This is a genomic window from Dactylosporangium sp. NPDC050688, from assembly GCF_040654515.1.
In the GTDB taxonomy this organism is placed as follows: domain Bacteria; phylum Actinomycetota; class Actinomycetes; order Mycobacteriales; family Micromonosporaceae; genus Dactylosporangium.
In genome coordinates, this window is record NZ_JBFAIC010000005.1 from 1 (window position 1) to 19,222 (window position 19,222).

Annotated in this window: 13 protein-coding genes; 2 read left to right on the forward strand and 11 right to left on the reverse strand. The window is 72.6% G+C overall.

Annotated elements, in window-relative coordinates; genetic code table 11:
• Positions 1–135: 135 nt before the first annotated feature.
• The 9 genes from alaS to AB0H83_RS06960 form a co-directional block, all read right to left on the reverse strand.
• A complete protein-coding gene (gene alaS / locus AB0H83_RS06920; protein ID WP_360088106.1) occupies positions 136–2,796 on the reverse strand; it encodes an alanine--tRNA ligase in 2,661 nt (886 codons plus the stop codon).
• Positions 2,793–3,059: a hypothetical protein gene (locus tag AB0H83_RS06925; protein WP_360088109.1), complete on the reverse strand. Its 267-nt coding sequence runs from the start codon at positions 3,057–3,059 to the stop codon at positions 2,793–2,795. The genes alaS and AB0H83_RS06925 overlap by 4 nt, the downstream gene beginning before the upstream one ends.
• Positions 3,060–3,133: 74 nt before the next feature.
• On the reverse strand, positions 3,134–3,583 hold the full coding sequence (locus tag AB0H83_RS06930) for a DUF948 domain-containing protein (protein WP_360088749.1): 450 nt from the start codon (positions 3,581–3,583) through the stop codon (positions 3,134–3,136).
• Between the two features lie 113 nt (positions 3,584–3,696).
• Positions 3,697–5,277 (reverse strand): hypothetical protein, encoded by a 1,581-nt coding sequence (locus tag AB0H83_RS06935; protein ID WP_360088112.1) that lies wholly within the window; start codon positions 5,275–5,277, stop codon positions 3,697–3,699.
• Between the two features lie 1,571 nt (positions 5,278–6,848).
• Entirely contained in the window at positions 6,849–8,249 is a 1,401-nt protein-coding gene (locus tag AB0H83_RS06940) for a replication-associated recombination protein A (protein WP_360088752.1), read from the reverse strand.
• A gap of 58 nt (positions 8,250–8,307) precedes the next feature.
• On the reverse strand, positions 8,308–9,084 hold the full coding sequence (locus AB0H83_RS06945; RefSeq protein WP_360088755.1) for a sugar nucleotide-binding protein: 777 nt from the start codon (positions 9,082–9,084) through the stop codon (positions 8,308–8,310).
• A gap of 2 nt (positions 9,085–9,086) precedes the next feature.
• Positions 9,087–10,889 (reverse strand): aspartate--tRNA ligase, encoded by a 1,803-nt coding sequence (gene aspS, locus AB0H83_RS06950; RefSeq protein WP_360088115.1) that lies wholly within the window; start codon positions 10,887–10,889, stop codon positions 9,087–9,089.
• Positions 10,890–10,934: 45 nt separating this feature from the next.
• Positions 10,935–12,245 (reverse strand): histidine--tRNA ligase, encoded by a 1,311-nt coding sequence (hisS, locus tag AB0H83_RS06955; protein WP_360088118.1) that lies wholly within the window; start codon positions 12,243–12,245, stop codon positions 10,935–10,937.
• A 6-nt stretch (positions 12,246–12,251) separates the two neighbouring features.
• Positions 12,252–12,926 carry an MBL fold metallo-hydrolase gene (locus AB0H83_RS06960; protein ID WP_360088121.1) on the reverse strand — a complete coding sequence of 225 codons (675 nt, stop codon included), beginning with the start codon at positions 12,924–12,926 and terminating at the stop codon, positions 12,252–12,254.
• A 169-nt stretch (positions 12,927–13,095) separates the two neighbouring features.
• Between AB0H83_RS06960 and AB0H83_RS06965 the strand changes: the two genes are divergently transcribed.
• Together AB0H83_RS06965 and AB0H83_RS06970 are read left to right on the forward strand one after the other, a co-directional pair.
• On the forward strand, positions 13,096–14,022 hold the full coding sequence (locus AB0H83_RS06965; protein ID WP_360088124.1) for a peptidylprolyl isomerase: 927 nt from the start codon (positions 13,096–13,098) through the stop codon (positions 14,020–14,022).
• 37 nt (positions 14,023–14,059) lie between these two features.
• Positions 14,060–14,935, forward strand: a complete 876-nt coding sequence (locus AB0H83_RS06970) for a peptidylprolyl isomerase (RefSeq protein WP_360088127.1) — start codon at positions 14,060–14,062, stop codon at positions 14,933–14,935.
• Positions 14,936–15,943: 1,008 nt separating this feature from the next.
• On the opposite strand, the gene AB0H83_RS06975 is transcribed toward AB0H83_RS06970, so the two are convergent.
• Together AB0H83_RS06975 and AB0H83_RS06980 are read right to left on the reverse strand one after the other, a co-directional pair.
• Positions 15,944–18,499 (reverse strand): bifunctional (p)ppGpp synthetase/guanosine-3',5'-bis(diphosphate) 3'-pyrophosphohydrolase, encoded by a 2,556-nt coding sequence (locus tag AB0H83_RS06975; protein WP_360088130.1) that lies wholly within the window; start codon positions 18,497–18,499, stop codon positions 15,944–15,946.
• A gap of 133 nt (positions 18,500–18,632) precedes the next feature.
• Positions 18,633–19,160, reverse strand: coding sequence for an adenine phosphoribosyltransferase (locus AB0H83_RS06980; RefSeq protein ID WP_360088133.1), 528 nt, complete (start codon positions 19,158–19,160; stop codon positions 18,633–18,635).
• Positions 19,161–19,222: the final 62 nt, after the last annotated feature.

Here is a 19,222-nt window from a genome sequence, read left to right on the forward strand (position 1 = left end):
TTTCGTACAAATCGGACTAATCCGATCGACGGAGCCGGCCGGTACGGGAAAAGTGTCGTACCCCGAGGGCAGGATGGAGGCACCCGCGCCGCCGATCCGGGTCAACTCCCCCGGCGCCAGCTCCGTCGGTGTCACCTACAGCGCGCGTTCGACCGCGGCGAGCAGGTTCGGCGCCTCGGCGGCCGGCACGCCGCCGCCCTGCGCGAGGTCGGCGTTGCCGCCGCCGCGGCCGGACAGGGCGCCCTTGACCAGGTCACCGGCGGACAGGCCGCGGCCCTTCGCGGCGGCGTTGAGCCCGACCACGAGGGACGCCTTGCCGCCGGCGCGGGCGGTGACCGCGACGACCGCGGGCCGGTCGGCCGGGATGCGGCCGCGGATCTCCTGCACCAGGGTCCGGACCTCGTTGGCGGAGGTGCCCTCGGGCGCCTCGGTGCCGACGTACGCGACGCCGTGGACGTCCTTCGCCGCATCGGCGAGCCCGCCGGCGTTGGCGAGCACCAGCTGGGTGCGCAGCTTCTCCAGCTCCCGCTCCGCGTCACGCAGCTGCGCGACGGTCTGCTCGACCCGGTCGGCGACCTGGTCGCCGGGGACCCGGAAGAGCTCGGCCAGGCGCGACACGAGCACGTGCTCGCGGGCCAGGTGGCCGAACGCGTCCAGACCGACGAGCGCCTCGACCCGCCGTACCCCCGAGCCGATCGACGACTCGGAGAGGATCTTCACCAGGCCCAGCTGGCTGGAGCGCTCGACGTGGGTGCCGCCGCACAGCTCGCGCGCGTAGTCGCCGACCTCGACGACGCGGACCTCGTCGCCGTACTTCTCGCCGAACAGCGCCATGGCGCCCAGCTTGCGCGCCTCCTCCTGCGAGGTGATGAACGCGTGCACCAGCAGGTCCCGCAGCAGCACCTCGTTGACCTGCTGCTCGACGTCGTGCAGGACGCTCTGCGGCACGGCGCCGGGGGTGTTGAAGTCGAAGCGGAGCCGGCCGGGCGCGTTGAGCGACCCCGCCTGCGTCGCGGACTCGCCGAGGAAGTTGCGCATCGTCTGGTGGATCAGGTGGGTCGCGGTGTGCGCCCGGGACACGGCCCGCCGGCGCGTGGTGTCGATCTCCGCGAACGCGGACTCGCCGGGCCGGATCTCGCCCTCGAGGACCTTGACGCGGTGCACGATCAGGCCGGGCAGCGGGGTCTGCACGTCGAGGACCTCGACCTTGCCGCTGCCGGTGGTGATGACGCCCAGGTCGGGCATCTGACCGCCGCCCTCGGCGTAGAACGGGGTCGCGTCCAGGACCAGCGACACCTCCTCGCCCTGGCCGGCGGCGTCGGCGCCGAGCAGCGAGCGCACGACCGACTCGCGGGCGACCTCGCGGTACCCGGTGAACTCCACCGGCCCGCCCTGCTCCAGCGCGGCACGGAACTGCGACAGGTCGGCGTGGCCGGTCTTGCGGGCCTTCGCGTCGGCCTTCGCGCGGGTGCGCTGCTCCGCCATGAGCCGGCGGAAGCCCTCCTCGTCGACGGTGAGGCCCTGCTCCGCCGCGATCTCCAGGGTCAGGTCGATCGGGAAGCCGTACGTGTCGTGCAGCTGGAACGCCTTGTCGCCGGGCAGCACGCTCTTCGCGGCCGCCTTGGTCTCCGTGACCGCCTGGTCGAGGATCGTGGTGCCCGCCCGCAGCGTCTGCAGGAAGGCCTCCTCCTCGCCGTACGCATACGTGGAGATCCGGTCGAACTCGGCGGCGACCTCCGGGTAGGACGGCGCCATGCAGTCGCGGGCGATCGGCAGCAGGATCGGCAGCGCCGGGCCCTCGTGCCAGCCCAGCAGCCGGATCGAGCGGATCGCCCGGCGCAGGATGCGGCGCAGCACGTACCCGCGGCCCTCGTTGGACGGCGTGACCCCGTCGGAGATCACCATGAGGGCGGTGCGGACGTGGTCGGCGATGACGCGCAGCCGCACGTCGTCCGGGTGCGACTCGGCGGCGACGTGCGACACGGCCTGGCCGTACCGCTTGCCGGTCATCTCCGCGGCCTTGGTGAGGATCGGGTTGACCTCGTCGATCTCGTACAGGTTGTCCACGCCCTGCAGGATCGACGCGATGCGCTCCAGGCCCATGCCGGTGTCGATGTTCTTGTTCGGCAGCTCACCGACGATGTCGAAGTCCTCTTTGGACCGCACGTTGGTGATCTCGTACTGCATGAACACGAGGTTCCAGAACTCCAGGTACCTGTCCTCGTCGACCTCGGGGCCGCCCTCCTTGCCGTAGGCGGGGCCGCGGTCGTAGTACAGCTCCGAGCAGGGGCCGGCCGGGCCGGGGATGCCCATGGACCAGAAGTTGTCCTTCTTGCCCCGGCGCACGATCCGCTCGGCGGGCAGGCCGGTGCGCTTCCAGATGTCGATCGCCTCGTCGTCGTCGAGGTAGACCGTCGCCCAGATCCGGTCGGCGTCCAGGCCGAAGCCGCCCTGGTCGACCGGCTTCGTCGACAGGTCCCAGGCGAGCTTGATCGCGCCTTCCTTGAAGTAGTCGCCGAAGGAGAAGTTGCCGTTCATCTGGAAGAACGTGCCGTGCCGGCTGGTCTTGCCGACCTCGTCGATGTCGGGGGTGCGGATGCACTTCTGCACGCTCGCGGCCCGCGGGTACGGCGGGGTGCGCTGACCGAGGAAGAACGGCACGAACTGCACCATGCCGGCGTTGATGAACAGCAGGTTCGGGTCGGCGATCGCCGGCAGCGGCGCGCTGGGCACCACCGTGTGTCCCGCGCCCTCGAAATGGGCAAGGAAACGACGCTTGATCTCCGCGGTCTTCATCGGTGCTGCCGGCCTTCCGGGTAAAGGTCTTCGTCAAGGGTCGAACCTTCGGTGAACGCGGCGTGGATCTCGGCCTCACGCTCCGCCATGCCGTCGCGCACGTCGTCGACGAACCCGCGGACGCTGTCGGCGAACCCGGCGGCCGAGTTGCGCGCCGAGGCGGCCATGCCCTGCGGGGTGAACGCCTGCGCTTTCTTCGTCACCGCGCGGACCACCAGCGCGCCGATGGCAAGTCCGATCCCGAGCCACAGCATCCGCCGCATGGCTCAACCTCTCTGTTCGCGTTTTCTCAATGGTGTACGAGTTTTTTCAATGGTGTACGGGCAGCGCCGGCCGCTCAGATCCGCTTGCGCCGCGACTGCTTGATCTGCTCCCGCACCTCGGCCTCATCGGCGGCGGCGCGGCGGTTCGCGGCGGCCTTGCGCACGCCGTAGCCGAAGGCGGCGACCTTCACCAGCGGGTTCGCGGCGGCCGCGCTGACCACCGTGGACAGGTTCGCCACGTTGGCGCTCACGTGCGACACGTTCTCGGTGATCGTGTCGATGCGCGCCAGCTGCATGTTGACCCCGTCAAGCGTGGTGTGCACCTGGTTGAGGGCCACGTTGACATTGTCGATGGTGATGTTGACCCGCTCCAGCATCGGGGTCGTCTGGTCCGCGACGTCGCGCAGCGCGCCGGTGGCCGCGTCGATCGTGTGCCGGACGCGCAGGATCGGCACCGCGAGCACGAGCACGAGCACGAAAAAACCACCCGACGCCACCAGCGCCGCGATACCGCCCAGGGACACGGACACGCCCGACCTCCTTCACCCGCGTGGATGCGCTCATCCAACGGAGGAACCCTACCCTCCGTGATGTAGCGGCGCTTCTCGACCGGCCGGTGTCGCGCTCAACCGCCGGCCTACTGCCCACCTGGGCCGTAGCTGATCCGGTTGAAGACCTTGATCGTGGTCACCGCGAGCGGGCAGATCGCCGTCGGCGCCGGCCCCGGGCTGGCCACCTCGCTCGGCTGCGGGTTCGGCTCCTGTGACGCCGGCTGGCTGGCCGGCGCCTTCGCCGTCGGCTTGGCCGACCCCGGGGGCGGCGACGCGTTCACCGTCGGCCGGGCGTTCTTCACGTCACAGACGGCGGCGCGGACCCACAGGTCCAGCACGTACTCGTCGCGCTGCCAGCAGGTCTCGATCCCGTCGACGCCCTCGGCCTGGCAGTCGGGGATGTCCCACTCGACCCAGCCGGCGTCCTTGAGCTTGCCGACGAACGCCCGGTTGGTCTCCTCCGGCCCGCGCGCCGACTCCCAGGTCCGCTGCCGGGACCGGCACTCGCGGATGCACCACCGGCTGCCGAGCGCCCCGTCGGTCGGGTTGCGCGCCGCCCACTCCGGCAGGTTCAGGTTGTCCAGCTCCACGAACACCGGGTCCCGGGTGAACTCCCGGATCACGAAGAACGCCGCCGGCGCGCTCACCACCGCCAGCACCACGAAGATGATCGTCGCCAGGCGCAGCTGCCGGACCCGTTTGGCCTGCGCGAGCTGCAGCAGCCCGAACGGCGCGATCTGCGTCGTGGACTCCCAGTCGAACGCGCCCGGGGTGGTGGCCGTCCCGCGGTACGTGGTCGCCGGGTTCGGGTCGAACCTGGCCAGATCCACGAACGGCTTCGGCGGCGCCTCGCCGGGCTGGCGGGCCACGCCGTACGGCGCCGGCCGGCCACCGGGGCCGCCCTGGGGCCCGCGCTGCTGCTGCGGCCCGCGCTGCTGGGGGCCACGCTGCTGCGGCCCGACGCGCGGGCCGGCGCCGTGCGGGTCCTGGGTGCCCTGCGGGCCATGGTGGGGTCCGTGCTGCGGGCCGGGGCCGCCGCCGGTCTGGATGCCTTTCGGGCCGCCTGGTCCGCCTGGGCCGCCTGGTCCGGCCGGGCCGCCTGGTCCGCCCGGGCCGCCTGGTCCGCCTGGGCCGCCCGGGCCGCCGCCGGCGAGGGGGCCGGTGGTGGGGCCGGTGCCGTGCGGGCCGGCGGCGCGAGGGCCAGGGCCCTGGGCGCCGATGCCCTGGGCGCCGACGCCTCGGGAGCCGGCTGAGCCGTGGGCGCCTCTGCCCTGCGCCGCGGCGGGGCCGGCGTCGGCGGCGAACCGGCTGGTCAGCTCGGCCCCGGACCCACCACGACGTTGCGCGGGCGGGAGCCCGTCGGCGGCGAAGCGGGTCTCCCCCGCGGCCGCCTCGAACACCCTCCGCCCACCGCTCTGCTCCAGGTCCGGCTCGCCACGGCGCGGCTCCGGCACCGCCCGCCGCCCCCGCGACGGCGACTCGTCGTCGACCCGCCGGCCGCGGGAGGGCGACTCCTCGTCAAGACGGCGACCGCGGGACGGGGACTCGTCGTCGGCGCGGCGTTCGCTGACCGGGGCACGGTGGCCTCCCGGCGCTGCTTCCCGGGCCGGCGAGTCCCACGGCGACGGCGCCGCACCCGGCACACCGCCGGTCGGCACACCCGGCACGGCGCCCAGCCCACCACCGGGCACGGACGTACGGCCGGTGACAGGTCCGCCACCGGCGACGGGCGGCCGACTCACGGGCGCGGCGGCCTGCCCCCGGCCAACGGGCTCGGCGCCGGGGACGGCAGCGCTGCCCGGGACAGCGGTGCGACCGGTCGCGGGCGTCACACCGGGCACCGACGTGCGGCCGGTCGCGGGCGCGGCGCCGGGAACGGCGGTGCGGCCGGCCGCGGGCGTCACACCGGGCACGGCGACATGACCGGCGGGAGGCACGGCCCCGGGCACGGCGGTGCGGCCGGAGACCGGTGCGGCTCCCGCCACGCCCCGGCCGGCCACCGGCCCGGCAGCAGGCGGCTCAACGGCAGCCCGGCGCCCGGCCGGCGGCGTGGTCTCGGGAGCGGCTCGGCGCCCTACGACAGGCTCCGACGTCTCAGGCACGGCGCGACGTCCCGCGGGGGGCTGCGAGGCCTCCGGCACGGCACGGCGGCCCACGGGGGGCTGCGAGGGCTCCGGCACGGCACGGCGCCCGGCGGCCGGCTCGGCGATCTCGGGAGCGGCGCGGCGGCCGACGGGCTGGGAGGGCTCGGGGGCGGCGCGGCGCCCGGCGGACTGGGAGGTCTCCGGCTGCCACGGCGGCGGGGGCTCGGGAACGCTGCCCCGCCCGCGCGCCGGCACGCCACCGGACGGCGACTCCCCTTCCGCCTCGCCACGACCCGCGGCACGACCGGGCTGCCAGCCGGCGGCAGGCTCCGCCGCCGCGCGACGACCGCCCGCGGGAATGCCCCCGGACGGTGACTCCCGCTCGGCCTCGCCACGACCCGCGGCACGACGGCCACCGGCAGGAATGCCACCGGACGGCGACTCACGCTCGGGCTCGACACGACCTGCGGCACGACGGCCACCGGCCGGGACACCGCCCGACGGCGACTCCCGATCCGCCTCGCCACGACCCGCGGCACGACCGGGCTGCCAGCCGGCGGCAGGCTCCGCCGCCGCGCGACGACCGCCCGCCGGAATGCCACCGGACGGCGACTCCCGCTCGGCCTCGCCACGGCCACGACCGGCCGCCCAGCCGGCGGCAGGCTCCGCCGCGGCGCGACGGCCACCGGCAGGAATGCCGCCCGACGGGGACTCGCGCTCGGCAGGACCGCGGCGCCCGGCCGCCGGGATGCTGCCCGAGGGAGGCTCCACGCCACGGCGCCCGGCCGCCGGGATGCTGCCCGAGGGAGGCTCCACGCCACGGCGCCCGGCCGCCGGGATGCTGCCCGAGGGAGGCTCCGCGCCGCGGCGACCCGATGCCGGGAGGCCGCCGGACGGGGACTCGCGTGGCACGTGCCAGGCCTGGGTCGGCTCGGCGGGGCGCGGCGGGTCGGCGCGGCGGCGGGGGTCCGGGGCAGGGGCGTCGTCCAGCACGTCGCGGCCGCCCGGGGCCGTTGTGGCCGGGGGCGGTTGCAGGACGTCCTCGTCGCCGCGGGCGCTGCGGAGTTCGGCGAGCCAGCCGAGGTCCTCGTCGCTCGGGCCTTCTTCGGCCTTGCCGCGGCCGCGCCGCTTCTTGGCCTCGTCTCGACCCGATGTCACCGGTGCCGCTCCTCCACCATGCTGGTCACGCCGTCGGCCGCGGGTTCTGCTGCAGACCCTGTGGTCCCCCGCACGATACGCCGCAGTTTCGGCAATCGTTCCGCCACAGTGCGCTCAGCGCCATGGCCCGTAGGGCGGTAGTACTCCCGGTCGTCGAGCCCTTCCGGGGCGTACCGCTGCTGCACAACGCCTCGAGGGTCGTCGTGTGGGTATTTGTACCCTTTGCCGTGACCGACCTGAGCTGCGCCCTTGTAATGCGCATCGCGTAAATGCGCGGGAACTGCACCGCCGCGGCCGGCGCGCACGTCGGTCATGGCGGCGCCGATCGCGGCGACGACCGCGTTGGACTTCGGGGCGAGCGCCAGGTGGATCACCGCCTGCGCCAGGACGATCTGGACCTCGGGCAGGCCGACGAACTCCACGGCGTGCGCGGCGGCGGTCGCGGTCTGCAGCGCGGTCGGGTCGGCCATGCCGATGTCCTCGCTGGCGTGCACGACGAGCCGCCGGGCGATGAACCGGGCGTCCTCCCCCGCGACCAGCATCCGCGCCAGGTAGTGCAGGGCCGCGTCGACGTCGGAGCCGCGGATGCTCTTGATGAACGCGCTGACCACGTCGTAGTGCTCGTCGCCGTCGCGGTCGTAGCGCAGGGCGGCCACGTCCACGGCGCGCTCGGCGGTGGTCAGGTCGACCTCGGTCGCCCCTTGCGCCACGGCGGCGCCGGCGGCCGCCTCCAGCGCCGTGAGGGCCTTCCTGACGTCGCCGGCTGCCAGGCGTACCAGATGCGCCTCAGCCTCCGCAGCGAGCGTGACCTGGCCGTCGAGCCCTCGCGCGTCGGCCACGGCGCGCCGCACCAGCGAACGAACGTCGTCGTCGGTCAGCGGCTCGAGCTTCAGCAGCACGCAGCGCGACAGCAGCGGGGTGATGACGGAGAAGAACGGGTTCTCGGTGGTCGCGGCGAGCAGCGTGACGGTGCGGTCCTCGACCGCCGCGAGCAGCGAGTCCTGCTGCGTCTTGCTGAAGCGGTGCACCTCGTCGATGAACAGCACGGTCGGCGGGCCGCCGCGGCGGCGCTCGCGGCGGGCGACATCGATGACCGAACGCACGTCCTTCACTCCGGAGGTGAGCGCGGACAGCGCGACGAACTTGCGGTCGGAGGCGCCGGCGACCAGGTGCGCGATGGTGGTCTTGCCGGAGCCGGGCGGGCCGTAGAGGATCACCGACATCGGCGCGGCGCCGACGACGAGTTGCCGCAGCGGGGCGCCGGGGGCGAGCAGGTGCTGCTGCCCGACCAGCTCGTCCAGGGTCCGTGGCCGCATCCGCACCGCGAGGGGCGCGTCGGCGGCGACGTCGTCGAACCCGCCGGGCCGCGCGGGATCGCCGCCGCCCGGTGGTTGCACCTCAAACAAGCCGTCCACGGCCCCAGACCCTACATGTTTGCGCTGCGAAACAGACTTCCTAGACGGGTCGCGGAACGAGCCCGAGCAGCCCTGCTGCGGCGGAGGAGTCCAGCACCACCCGCCCGGGGCGGGTCAGACCGCTCGCGGCGATGGTGGAGGCGGGCACGGCGGTGGCGGCCAGGCCGTGCCGGGTGGCGACCCGCACCCCGAGCTCGTGGCGCGACAGCGCCTCCGGGCCGGCGATGTTGAGCACCCCGGCGTGGCCGGTCGCGGCCAGCGCGACCACGGCGGCGGCCAGGTCGTCCACCGCGATCGGGCAGCGGATCTCGTCGGTGAACAGCGCCCCATGCGCCGCGCCCGTGGCCAGGTCGAGGCAGGTGCGCTCGTGCCGGGACAGCTCGCCGCGGCCGCCGGAGACGATCAGGGACGTGCGCACGACGGCGGCGTCCGGGTCGACGGCGGCGACGGCCTCCTCGGCGGCGGCCTTCACGGCACCGTAGTCGAACACCGGCGACGGCGCGTCGGCCTCCGTGTACGGCGCATCACGGCCGGCGAACACGGCGTCGGAGGACACGTGGACGAGGCGGGCACCGACCGAGCGGGCGGCGACCGCGACGTTGGCCGCGCCGGCGGCGACCACGGGCCAGAGGTCCTGCGGCGCGCCGCCCTTGTTGCCGAGGGTGGTGGCGGTGTGGATGACCGTCGTCGGCCGTACCACGGCGAACAGGGCGGACAGGGCGGCCAGGTCCCTGATGTCCACCCGCGGTGCGGGCACGGCCCCGGCCAGGGCGGCGACGGCGCCTCCGAGATACCCGGAGGCGCCGGTCACGAGCACCGTCAAGCCTTCGCCTCGGCGGCCGCGGCCTTCGGCTTGGCGTCGACGCCGGCCTCGGCGCGCTGCTGCGCCGTGATCGGGGTCGGCGCGCCGGTCAGCGGGTCGAAGCCGCCGCCGGTCTTCGGGAACGCGATCACCTCGCGGATCGAGTCGGCGCCGGCGAGGAGCATGCAGATGCGGTCCCAGCCGAAGGCGATGCCGGCGTGCGGCGGCGGGCCGTACTTGAACGCCTCGAGCAGGAAGCCGAACTTGTCCGCGGCGTCCTCGGAGCTGATGCCGAGGGTGTCGAAGACCCGCCGCTGCACGTCGCCGCGGTGGATACGCACGGATCCGCCGCCGATCTCGTTGCCGTTGCAGACGATGTCGTACGCGTACGCCAGGGCCTCGCCCGGGGACTCCTCGAACCGGTCGATCCACTCGCGGTTGGGCGAGGTGAACGGGTGGTGCACGGCCGTCCAGCCCTTCGCGCCACCCCCGGTGCCGCCGGCCTCGGGGTCGGTGGGCTCGAACATGGGCGCGTCGACGACCCAGCAGAACGACCACGCCGACTCGTCGACGAGCTTGGCCCGCTTCGCGATCTCGATGCGGGCGGCGCCGAGCAGCTCCTGCGCCTCGCGGCGCTCGGTGGAGGCGGCGAAGAAGACCGCGTCGCCGGGCTTGGCGCCGACGGCGTCGGCGAGGCCGCCCAGGTGCTCCGCGGACAGGTTCTTCGCCACCGGGCCGCGCGGCTCGCCGGTCTCGGCGTCCAGGACCACGTAGGCGAGGCCGCGGGCGCCGCGCGCCTTGGCCCAGTCCTGCCAGCCGTCGAGCTCCTTGCGGGTCTGCCCGGCGCCGCCGGGCATGACGACCGCGCCGACGTAGCCGCCGGCGTCGATCGCGCCGGTGAAGACGCGGAACTCGGTGCCGCGCAGGTAGTCCGTCAGCTCGGTCAGCTCGACGGAGTAGCGCAGGTCGGGCTTGTCGGAGCCGTACCGGGCGAGGGCGTCGTGCCAGGTCAGCTTCGGGATGTCGCCGGTGATCTCGTGGCCGGCGAGGTCGGACCACAGGGCCCGCACGATCGCCTCACCGAGCTCGATGATGTCGTCCTGGGTCACGAACGACATCTCGATGTCCAGCTGGGTGAACTCCGGCTGCCGGTCGGCGCGGAAGCCCTCGTCGCGGTAGCAGCGGGCGATCTGGTAATACCGCTCCAGGCCGCCGACCATGAGCAGCTGCTTGAACAGCTGCGGCGACTGGGGCAGCGCGTACCAGGTGCCGGGCTGCAACCGGACGGGCACCAGGAAGTCGCGGGCGCCCTCAGGCGTCGAGCGGGTCAGCGTCGGGGTCTCCACCTCGACGAAGTCGCGATCGGCGAGCAGGTTGCGGGCGATCTGGTTGGCCCGGGAGCGCAGCTTCATCGCCTTGTGCGGGCCGGAGCGGCGCAGGTCGAGGTAGCGGTAGCGGTAGCGCACGTCGTCGCTGGCGGCCTCGCCGTCGTCGACCGGCAGCGGCAGCGGCGCGGCCTCCGACAGCACCTCCAGGCCGGTGGCGACGACCTCGACCGCGCCGGTGGGCAGGTCAGGGTTCTCGTTGCCGGCCGGCCGGGTGCGCACCTCGCCGGTGACCAGGACGCAGTACTCGTTGCGCAGCGCGTGCGCGACCTGCATGTCCTCGCGGAAGACGACCTGGACCACGCCTGAGGCGTCCCGGAGATCCACGAAGATGACGCCGCCGTGGTCGCGGCGGCGGGCCACCCAGCCGGCAAGCGTCACGGTCGTGCCGGCGTCGCCGGCCCGCAGGGCGCCGGACTGATGGGATCGGATCACGGGTTGTCTCTCTCCTTCGAGCACGGGCAGGTCGTAGTCATTCTGTCACCGCAGCGTCGGGATGATGTCCTCGGCGGGGGGTGCCCACGCTCCGGCGTCGACCTGTTCCCCGCTGCGGATGTCCTTGACCTGGTCGGGGTTGTCGCCGTTGGCGGGGAACCAGACGAACGGGATGCCGCGCCGTTCCGCGTAGCGGATCTGCTTGCCGAGTTTCGCCGGTACGGGTGCCACCTCCGTCGCGATACCGCGGGCGCGCAGCGACGCGGCGATCCGGTTGCTGACGGGGCGGTCCTCCTCGCTCCACAGCGCGACGAGCACGGCGGTCGGCACGGGCCGGGACACGCCGAGCGCGTCGGCCTTGAACAGCAGGCCGAGCAGGCGGGACACGCCGATGGAGATGCCGACGCCGGGGAACACGTCGCGGCCGGCGCTGGCCAGGTTGTCGTAGCGGCCGCCGGAGCAGATCGAGCCGAACCGCTCGAACCCGGCGAGCTCGGTCTCGTAGACGGTGCCGGTGTAGTAGTCCAGGCCGCGGGCGATCTTCAGGGTCGCCTGGACCAGGCCGGGGCTGTGCTCGCGGGCCGTCTCCACGACCGCGGCGAGTTCGGCGACGCCCTCGTCGAGCAGCGGGTGCTCGACGCCGAGGCGGCGGACCTCGTCGGCGAAGGACGCGTCCTGGGCGGTGATCTCGGCCAGGGCCAGACACGCCTTGGCCTGCGCCTCGGTGGCCTGCTGCTGAATTTCGGCCGAGACGGCGTCAGGGCCGATTTTATCCAGTTTGTCGACTATCCTCAGAATCTCTTCGGGGTGCTCGATGCCGAGGCCCCGGTAGAACCCCTCACACAGCTTGCGGTTGTTGACCAGGATCTTGACCGGCGGGATCGGCAGCGACCGCAGCGCGTCGCCGATGACCAGGGGGATCTCGGCCTCGTAGTGGGAGGGCAGGGTGTCGCGGTCGACGATGTCGATGTCCGCCTGGAGGAACTCGCGGTAGCGGCCCTCCTGCGGGCGCTCGCCCCGCCACACCTTCTGGATCTGGTACCGCCGGAACGGGAATTGGAGCTTACCGGCATTTTCAAGGACATATCGCGCGAACGGGACGGTCAAGTCGAAGTGCAACCCCAGGCTCTGCTCGTCCTCCCCCTCACCGGCCTGCAGCCGGCGCAGGGTGTACACCTCCTTGGAGGTCTCGCCCTTGCGCAGCAGCTGGTCGAGGGGCTCGACCGCGCGCGTCTCCAGGGGCGAGAAGCCGTACAGCTCGAACGTCCGGCGCAGCCGGTCCAGGACCTGCTGCTCGGCCAGGCGCTGCTCGGGGAGCCACTCCGGGAACCCGGACAGCGGCGTGGGACGGGTCATCGCTCTCTACCAGCCTTTGGTGGGTGCCTTGGTCTGCGCCTCGCGCAGATAGGGGTTGCCGGCGCGCTCACGGCCGATGGTGGTCTGCGGCCCGTGGCCCGGCAGCACCACGAGGTCGTCGGGCAGCGTGAGCACCTTGTCGCGCAGGCTCGCCATCATCTGCGCCATGCTGCCGCCGGGCAGGTCGGTGCGGCCGATGGAGCCCTTGAACAGGACATCACCGGTGAAGATTTCACTGTCGGCCCGGAACATCACCGACCCGCGGGTGTGGCCCGGCGCGTGGTCGACGACCAGCTCCAGCCCGGCGATCTTGAGCGTCATCCCGTCGGCGAGCGGCGCGACGTCCTCGGGCTCGGCCCAGGTGAGCCGGCCGCCGAACAGCGCGGTCAGGTCGGTGCTGAGCCCCTTGGTCGGGTCGGCGAGCATGTCGCCGTCGTCCGGGTGGATGTACGCCGTGATGCCCCGGGCGCCGCACACCGGCGTGACGGAGAACGTGTGGTCCAGGTGGCCGTGGGTGAGCAGGACCGCGGTGGGCTGCAGGCGGTGCTCCGCGAGCACGGCGTCCAGCCGGTCGACGACCCCGATCCCGGGGTCGATGACGACGCACTGCTCACCGGGCGCCGGTGCGACCACGTAGCAGTTGGTCCCGAAAGCCTCTGCGGGAAAGCCGGCGACGAGCAACGCGGCGCTCCTCCCTGTCTATTTCCTCGCGACAACCCCTCAGACCCTATCCGGAGGTCAGGCACAGCGAACCGTGACCGGGCGGCGACCACCGTTCCGGTTTCTACCCGTACACTCTGGCGGGCGTGTGACGTGGCACCCAAACGTATTTTCCTGGAGGGGAGCACCGGTGGCTTCCAGTAAGAGCCGGCAACGCGCCTTGGCGCGGGCGAAGACCGAGCGGCAGATCGCCCGTCGGGCGGCAGCGGCACGGCGTCGTCGGCAATGGCAGGCCGGCATCGGCGGGGCCGTGGCACTGACCCTGCTGGTCCTGACCGTGATCTGGAAGACCGGCGGGTTCGACCCCGAGCCGATCCGCGCTTCCGACTGCGCCTGGACCCCGATCGACGCCGGTGGCGGCGTGACCGACGTGGGCAAGCCGCGGACCAACGACGTCGTCAAGAACGGCGTGAAGACGATGACGATCGCCCTCGGCCAGGGCACGGTGACGACCAAGCTCGACCCGAGCAAGGCGCCCTGCACCGTGGAGAGTTTCACGTACCTGGCGGGCAAGAAGTTCTTCGACAACACCACCTGCCACCGGATGCTCAACGACTCGCTGCTGCAGTGCGGCGACCCGTCCGGCACCGGCAGCGGCGGCCCCGCGTACCGCTTCCCGGACGAGAACAACCCGCCGCCGGCCACCGACCCGGCCACCGACCCCTCGGCAGCCCCGTCGGCCTCGGCGGATCCGTCGGCACCGGCGGACACCAACGTGCTCTACCCGGCCGGCACCGTCGCGATGGCCAACTCCGGCGTCGACACCAACGGTAGCCAGTTCTTCCTGGTCTTCAAGGACATCAAGCTGCCGCCGAACTACACCGTCTTCGGCACGATCGTCGGCGGCATGGACGTGCTCACCCAGATCGGCGCCGGCGGCTCCGAGCCCGCCAACGACGGCAAGCCGAAGACCGAGGCGAAGATCAGCTCGCTGACGGTCACCGACGTCGCCCCGCAGGAGGACCCGACGCCGGCCCCGTCTGCCCCCGCTTCGGCGCCCGCCTCGTCGGCGCCTGCCTCGGCGGCCCCGTCGGCCAGCGCCTCCAGCAAGTCGTAACACCACCCCAATCCCTGCTGAGCAAGGAGTACCAACCGTGACCTCCAACCGGGACCGCCAGCGCGCCGCAGCGCGTGCGCGGCTGGAGCGGGAGATGGCCGACCGCGCAGAGCGCTCAGCCAGCCGACGGCGCAGGAACACGACGATCGCCGCGACTGCCGGTGGGTTGGTTGTCCTGCTCGGCGTGGCATGGCTGGTGGTCGTGCTGACCAAGGGCGACGACACGAAGACCGGCGCGGAGGCGGGCGCTTCCGCCTCGGCGTCCGCGACCCCGACCAGCTGCACCTGGCTGCCCCTGGTCGACCCGTCCGCGTCGCCCGCGCCGGAGATCCCCAAGGAGGTGAAGGACGTCGGCACCCCGCCGGCGTCCGGCGAGCCCCGCACCGGGTCCCAGGTCATGACCATGGACACCAGCGTCGGCGTCATCAAGATCAACGTTGACACCGAGCACGCCCCGTGCGCGGCGGCCAGCTTCACGTACCTGGCGAGCAAGAAGTTCTTCGACGGCTCCAAGTGCCACCGCCTGGTGACCCAGAGCATCTACGTCCTGCAGTGCGGCGACCCGTCCGGCACCAGCCTCGGCGGCCCGACGTACCGCTACGCCGAGGAGAACCTGCCGACCGGCCGCCGTCCCGCGTACACCGAGGGCATGGTCGCGATCGCCAAGACCCAGAACCCGGCCAGCAGCGGCAGCCAGTTCTTCATCGTCTACAAGGACATCGAGTCCCTGTCGGCCGACTACACGGTCCTCGGCCGCGTCACCGAAGGCCTCGACCTGGTCAAGAAGGTCGCCGAAGCCGGCACGGTCCCGGACCCCGCCGCCTCCGGCGACCCGGCCGCCGCCGCCTCCGGCGACGGCGCCCCGAAGACCGAGGTGAAGATCAACTCGCTGACGATGAGCCCGGCCAGCTGATTTTGTTCGCTTGAGAAGGGGCCGCAGCTCTCTGAGCTGCGGCCCTTCCCGCTTTCCGGCACCTGGGAGGCGTGCCGATTTTGCAACGCTCCACCCCACCTGAGAACGGCCGCGACCCCGCGGACGCCGGGACGGCCGCCCGCCGCCGACCCACGTGTGATCTTGCTGGCTTGATCGAAGCCCCGCCGTGGCCATCCACGCGACCAGGACACGACTTCGATCACCACGGTCATCCAGCCGACGCCGCAGCGAACACCGCCTCCGGCCCACGTGCGATCTTGCCGGGCTGATCAAAGTCGCGCCGTGGTCACCCGGGCGACCAGGACACGACTTTGATCACCACGGCGGTCCCGCCGTCGTGACGGCGGGTGCTGCGCCAGCCCACGTGTGATCTTGCCAGCTTGATCGAAGCCCCGTCGTGGCCATCCACGCGACCAGGACACGACTTCGATCACCACGGTCATCCAGCCGACCGGACAGCGGGCACCGCGCCGACCCACGTGTGATCTTGCCGGCTTGATCGAAGCCGCGCCGTGGCCATCCAGGCAACCAGGGCGCGACTTCGATCACCACGGTGATCCAGCCGACGCAGCAGCGAACACCGCCTCCTGCCCACGTGCGATCTTGCCGGGCTGATCAAAGTCGCGCCGTGGTCACCCGGGCGACCAGGACACGACTTTGATCACCACGGCGGTCCCGCCGTCGTGACGGCGGGTGCTGCGCCAGCCCACGTGTGATCTTGCTGGCTTGATCGAAGCCCCGCCGTGGCCATCCACGCGACCAGGACACGACTTCGATCACCACGGCCGTCCCGCCGGCGGGACGGCGGGTGCTGCGCCAGCCCCGCGAGCCGCCAGCCCCGCGAGCCGCCAGCCCCGCGAGCCGCCAGCCCCGCGAGCCGCCAGCCCCGCGAGCCGCCAGCCCCGCGAGCCGGCCGGGCGAGCCGGCCGGGCGAGCCGGCCGGGCGAGCCGTCAGCGCTCACCCGGCGGCGGCCGGAGCGGGGCTCGTCAGGCGCCGGACGTGACCCGGTAGGCGTCGTAGACGCCGTCGATGCGGCGGACGGCGGCCAGGAGGTGGTTGAGGTGCTTCGGGTCGGCCATCTCGAAGCTGAACCTGCTGATCGCCACCCTGTCGCGGGTCGTGGTGACCGTGGCGGAGAGGATGTTGACCTTCTCCTCGGACAGGACGCGGGTGACGTCGGCGAGGAGCTTGTGGCGGTCGAGGGCCTCGACCTGGATGGCGACGAGGAACGTGGAGGCGCTGGTGGGCTTCCAGTTGACCTCCAGGACCCGCTCCGGCTGCTCCTTGAGGTCGGCGGCGTTGGCGCAGTCGTCGCGGTGGACGCTGACGCCGCCGGAGCGGGTGACGAAGCCGAAGACGGCGTCGCCGGGGACCGGGGTGCAGCAGCGGGCGAGCTTGATCCAGACGTCGTCGGCGCCGAGGACCTCGACGCCGGGGTCGGAGGCGGCGGTGCGGGTGCGTGACGGGCGGGTGGGGATGGCGGTCTCGGCGATGTCCTCGACCGCGCCCTCCTCGCCGCCGTAGCCCGCGACGAGGCGCTGGACGATCGACTGGGCGGATGCCTGGCCGTCGCCGACGGCGGCGTAGAGGGCCGCGACGTCGGCGAGGTGCAGCTCGCGGGCGATCGTCATGAGCGACTCGGAGGTCAGCAGGCGCTGCAGCGGCAGGCCCTGCTTGCGCATGGCCTTGACGATCGCCTCCTTGCCGGCCTCGATCGCCTCCTCGCGGCGCTCCTTGTTGAAGTACTGCCGGATCTTGGTGCGGGCCCGCGGGCTCTTGACGAAGCCGAGCCAGTCCTGGGTAGGGCCGGCGGTCTCGGACTTGGAGGTGAAGATCTCGATGACGTCGCCGTTGGACAGCGTGCTCTCGAGGGGGACGAGCTTGCCGTTGACCCGGGCGCCGATGCACTTGTGGCCGACCTCGGTGTGCACGGCGTAGGCGAAGTCGACCGGGGTCGAGCCGGTGGTCAGCGCGATCACGTCGCCCTTGGGCGTGAAGACGTACACCTCCTGGCTGGACAGGTCGAAGCGCAGCGCGTCGAGGAACTCCGACGGGTCGCTCGCCTCCCGCTGCCAGTCCAGCAGCTGCCGCAGCCACGTCATCTCGTCGATGTGCGCGGGCGGGCCGGCGATCGTGGCGTTCTTGCTCTCCTTGTAACGCCAGTGCGCGGCGATGCCGTACTCGGCGGTGCGGTGCATCGCGTAGCTGCGGATCTGCAGCTCCACGGGCTTGCCGGTGGGGCCGATCACGGTGGTGTGCAGCGACTGGTACATGTTGAACTTCGGCATCGCGATGTAGTCCTTGAACCGGCCCGGGACGGGCTGCCAGTTCGCGTGGATGACGCCGAGTGCCGCGTAGCAGTCGCGCACCGTGTCGACCAGGATGCGCACGCCGACCAGGTCGTAGATGTCGCCGAAGTCGCGGCCCCGGACGATCATCTTCTGGTAGACGGAGTAGAGGTGCTTCGGCCGGCCGGTCACCTCGGACTTGATCTTCGCGGCCTTGAGGTCGGTGGCGACCTTCTGGGTCACGGTACGCAGCAGCGAGTCGCGCTGCGGGGTGTGCTCGGCGATGAGCCGGCTGATCTCGTCGAACCGCTTCGGGAACAGCGTGCGGAACGCCAGGTCCTCCAGCTCCCACTTGATCGTGTTCATGCCGAGGCGGTGCGCGAGCGGCGCCAGGATCTCCAGGGTCTCCTTGGCCTTCTGCTCCTGCTTGGGGCGGGGCAGGAAGGTCAGGGTGCGCATGTTGTGCAGCCGGTCGGCGAGCTTGATGACGAGGACCCGCGGGTCCTTGGCCATGGCGACGACCATCTTGCGGATCGTCTCGGCCTTCGCCGCGTCGCCGAGCTTGACCTTGTCCAGCTTGGTGACGCCGTCGACGAGCAGCGTGACCTCGCCGCCGAAGTCGTGCTGGATCCGCTCGATGGTGTAGTCGGTGTCCTCGATCGTGTCGTGCAGCAGCGCCGCGACCAGGGTCGTGGTGTCCATGCCCAGGTCGGCCAGGATCGTGGCGACGGCGAGCGGGTGGGTGATGTAGGGGTCGCCGGACTTGCGGTACTGCCCCTTGTGGAAGTGCTCGGCCATGTCATACGCCCGCTGCAGCAGCCGCACGTCGGCCTTCGGGTGGCTGGCCTTGTGCTGCGCGATCAGCGGCTCGAGGACCTCGCTCACCGACGGGCTCTGCCACGGCGCGTTGAACCGGGCCAGGCGCGCCCGGACCCGGCGGCCGGTCGGCGTGGCGCCGACGAGCCCCAGTGCGGTGCCGGCCATCGAGCCGGCCGCCTCGGTCAGGTCCTCGGTGTCCTCACCGATGTCGTCCACGGTGCGGCGCGCCGGGGTGGCGGGGGCGTCGGGGACGGGACCGCGGGGGCCGGTGTAGCCCGGGTCGGTCGAGCGCCGGTTGTGCACCACGGCGCCGTCGGGGGTCGGGAACTGCAGCACCACACCACCGGCCTCGGCCGTCTCGGGCTCGTTGCCCTGCGGTGCCTGTTGCTGATCGTCTGGCACGTGGACCGCCTCCGGTGTCGACGCAGCGCCCATCCGCTTGACCGTACCCCCCTTCGGGGATGCGATGTCGCCGGTCACCGGCCACTCCTCATCGCCGTCAACGTATGAACCGCAAGCGTACCCGCCCCCACCGACATTCCCAGGCTCCAAGCGGTCGGAACCGGGGTCAGGAGACGGTCAGCAGGGCATGAACCGGACTTGGCGCCACCCGCTCCCGCCCGCCGAGGAACGCGAGCTCCAGCAGCACGCTGAAACCGCTGACCCGGCCGCCGGCGCGTTCGACGAGTCCGAGGGTGGCCGCGGCGGTACCCCCGGTCGCGAGCACGTCGTCGACGACCAGGACCCGCTCCCCCGCGATGAACGCGTCCTCGTGCACCTCGAGGACCGCCTCGCCGTACTCGAGGGCGTAGCTCGCCGACACGGTGGGGCGGGGCAGCTTGCCGGCCTTGCGGACCGGCACGACGCCCTTGCCGGTGGCGTACGCGATGGCGGCGGCGATCACGAAGCCGCGGGCCTCGATCCCGGCGACCACGTCGAAGCTGTCCGCGCCGTGCTCGGCGATGATCGCGTCGATGACGGCGGCGAAGGCCGGGCCGTCGGCGAACAGCGGCATCAGGTCCTTGAACAGGATGCCGGGCTTGGGGAAGTCCGGCACGTCGACGACCTTGCTCGCGACCAGCTTCGAGATCTCCACCGCAGGTACCTCCTGGAAACGGCGGCACGGGCGCCGCTGTGACAGCGACGCCCGTACCGGGG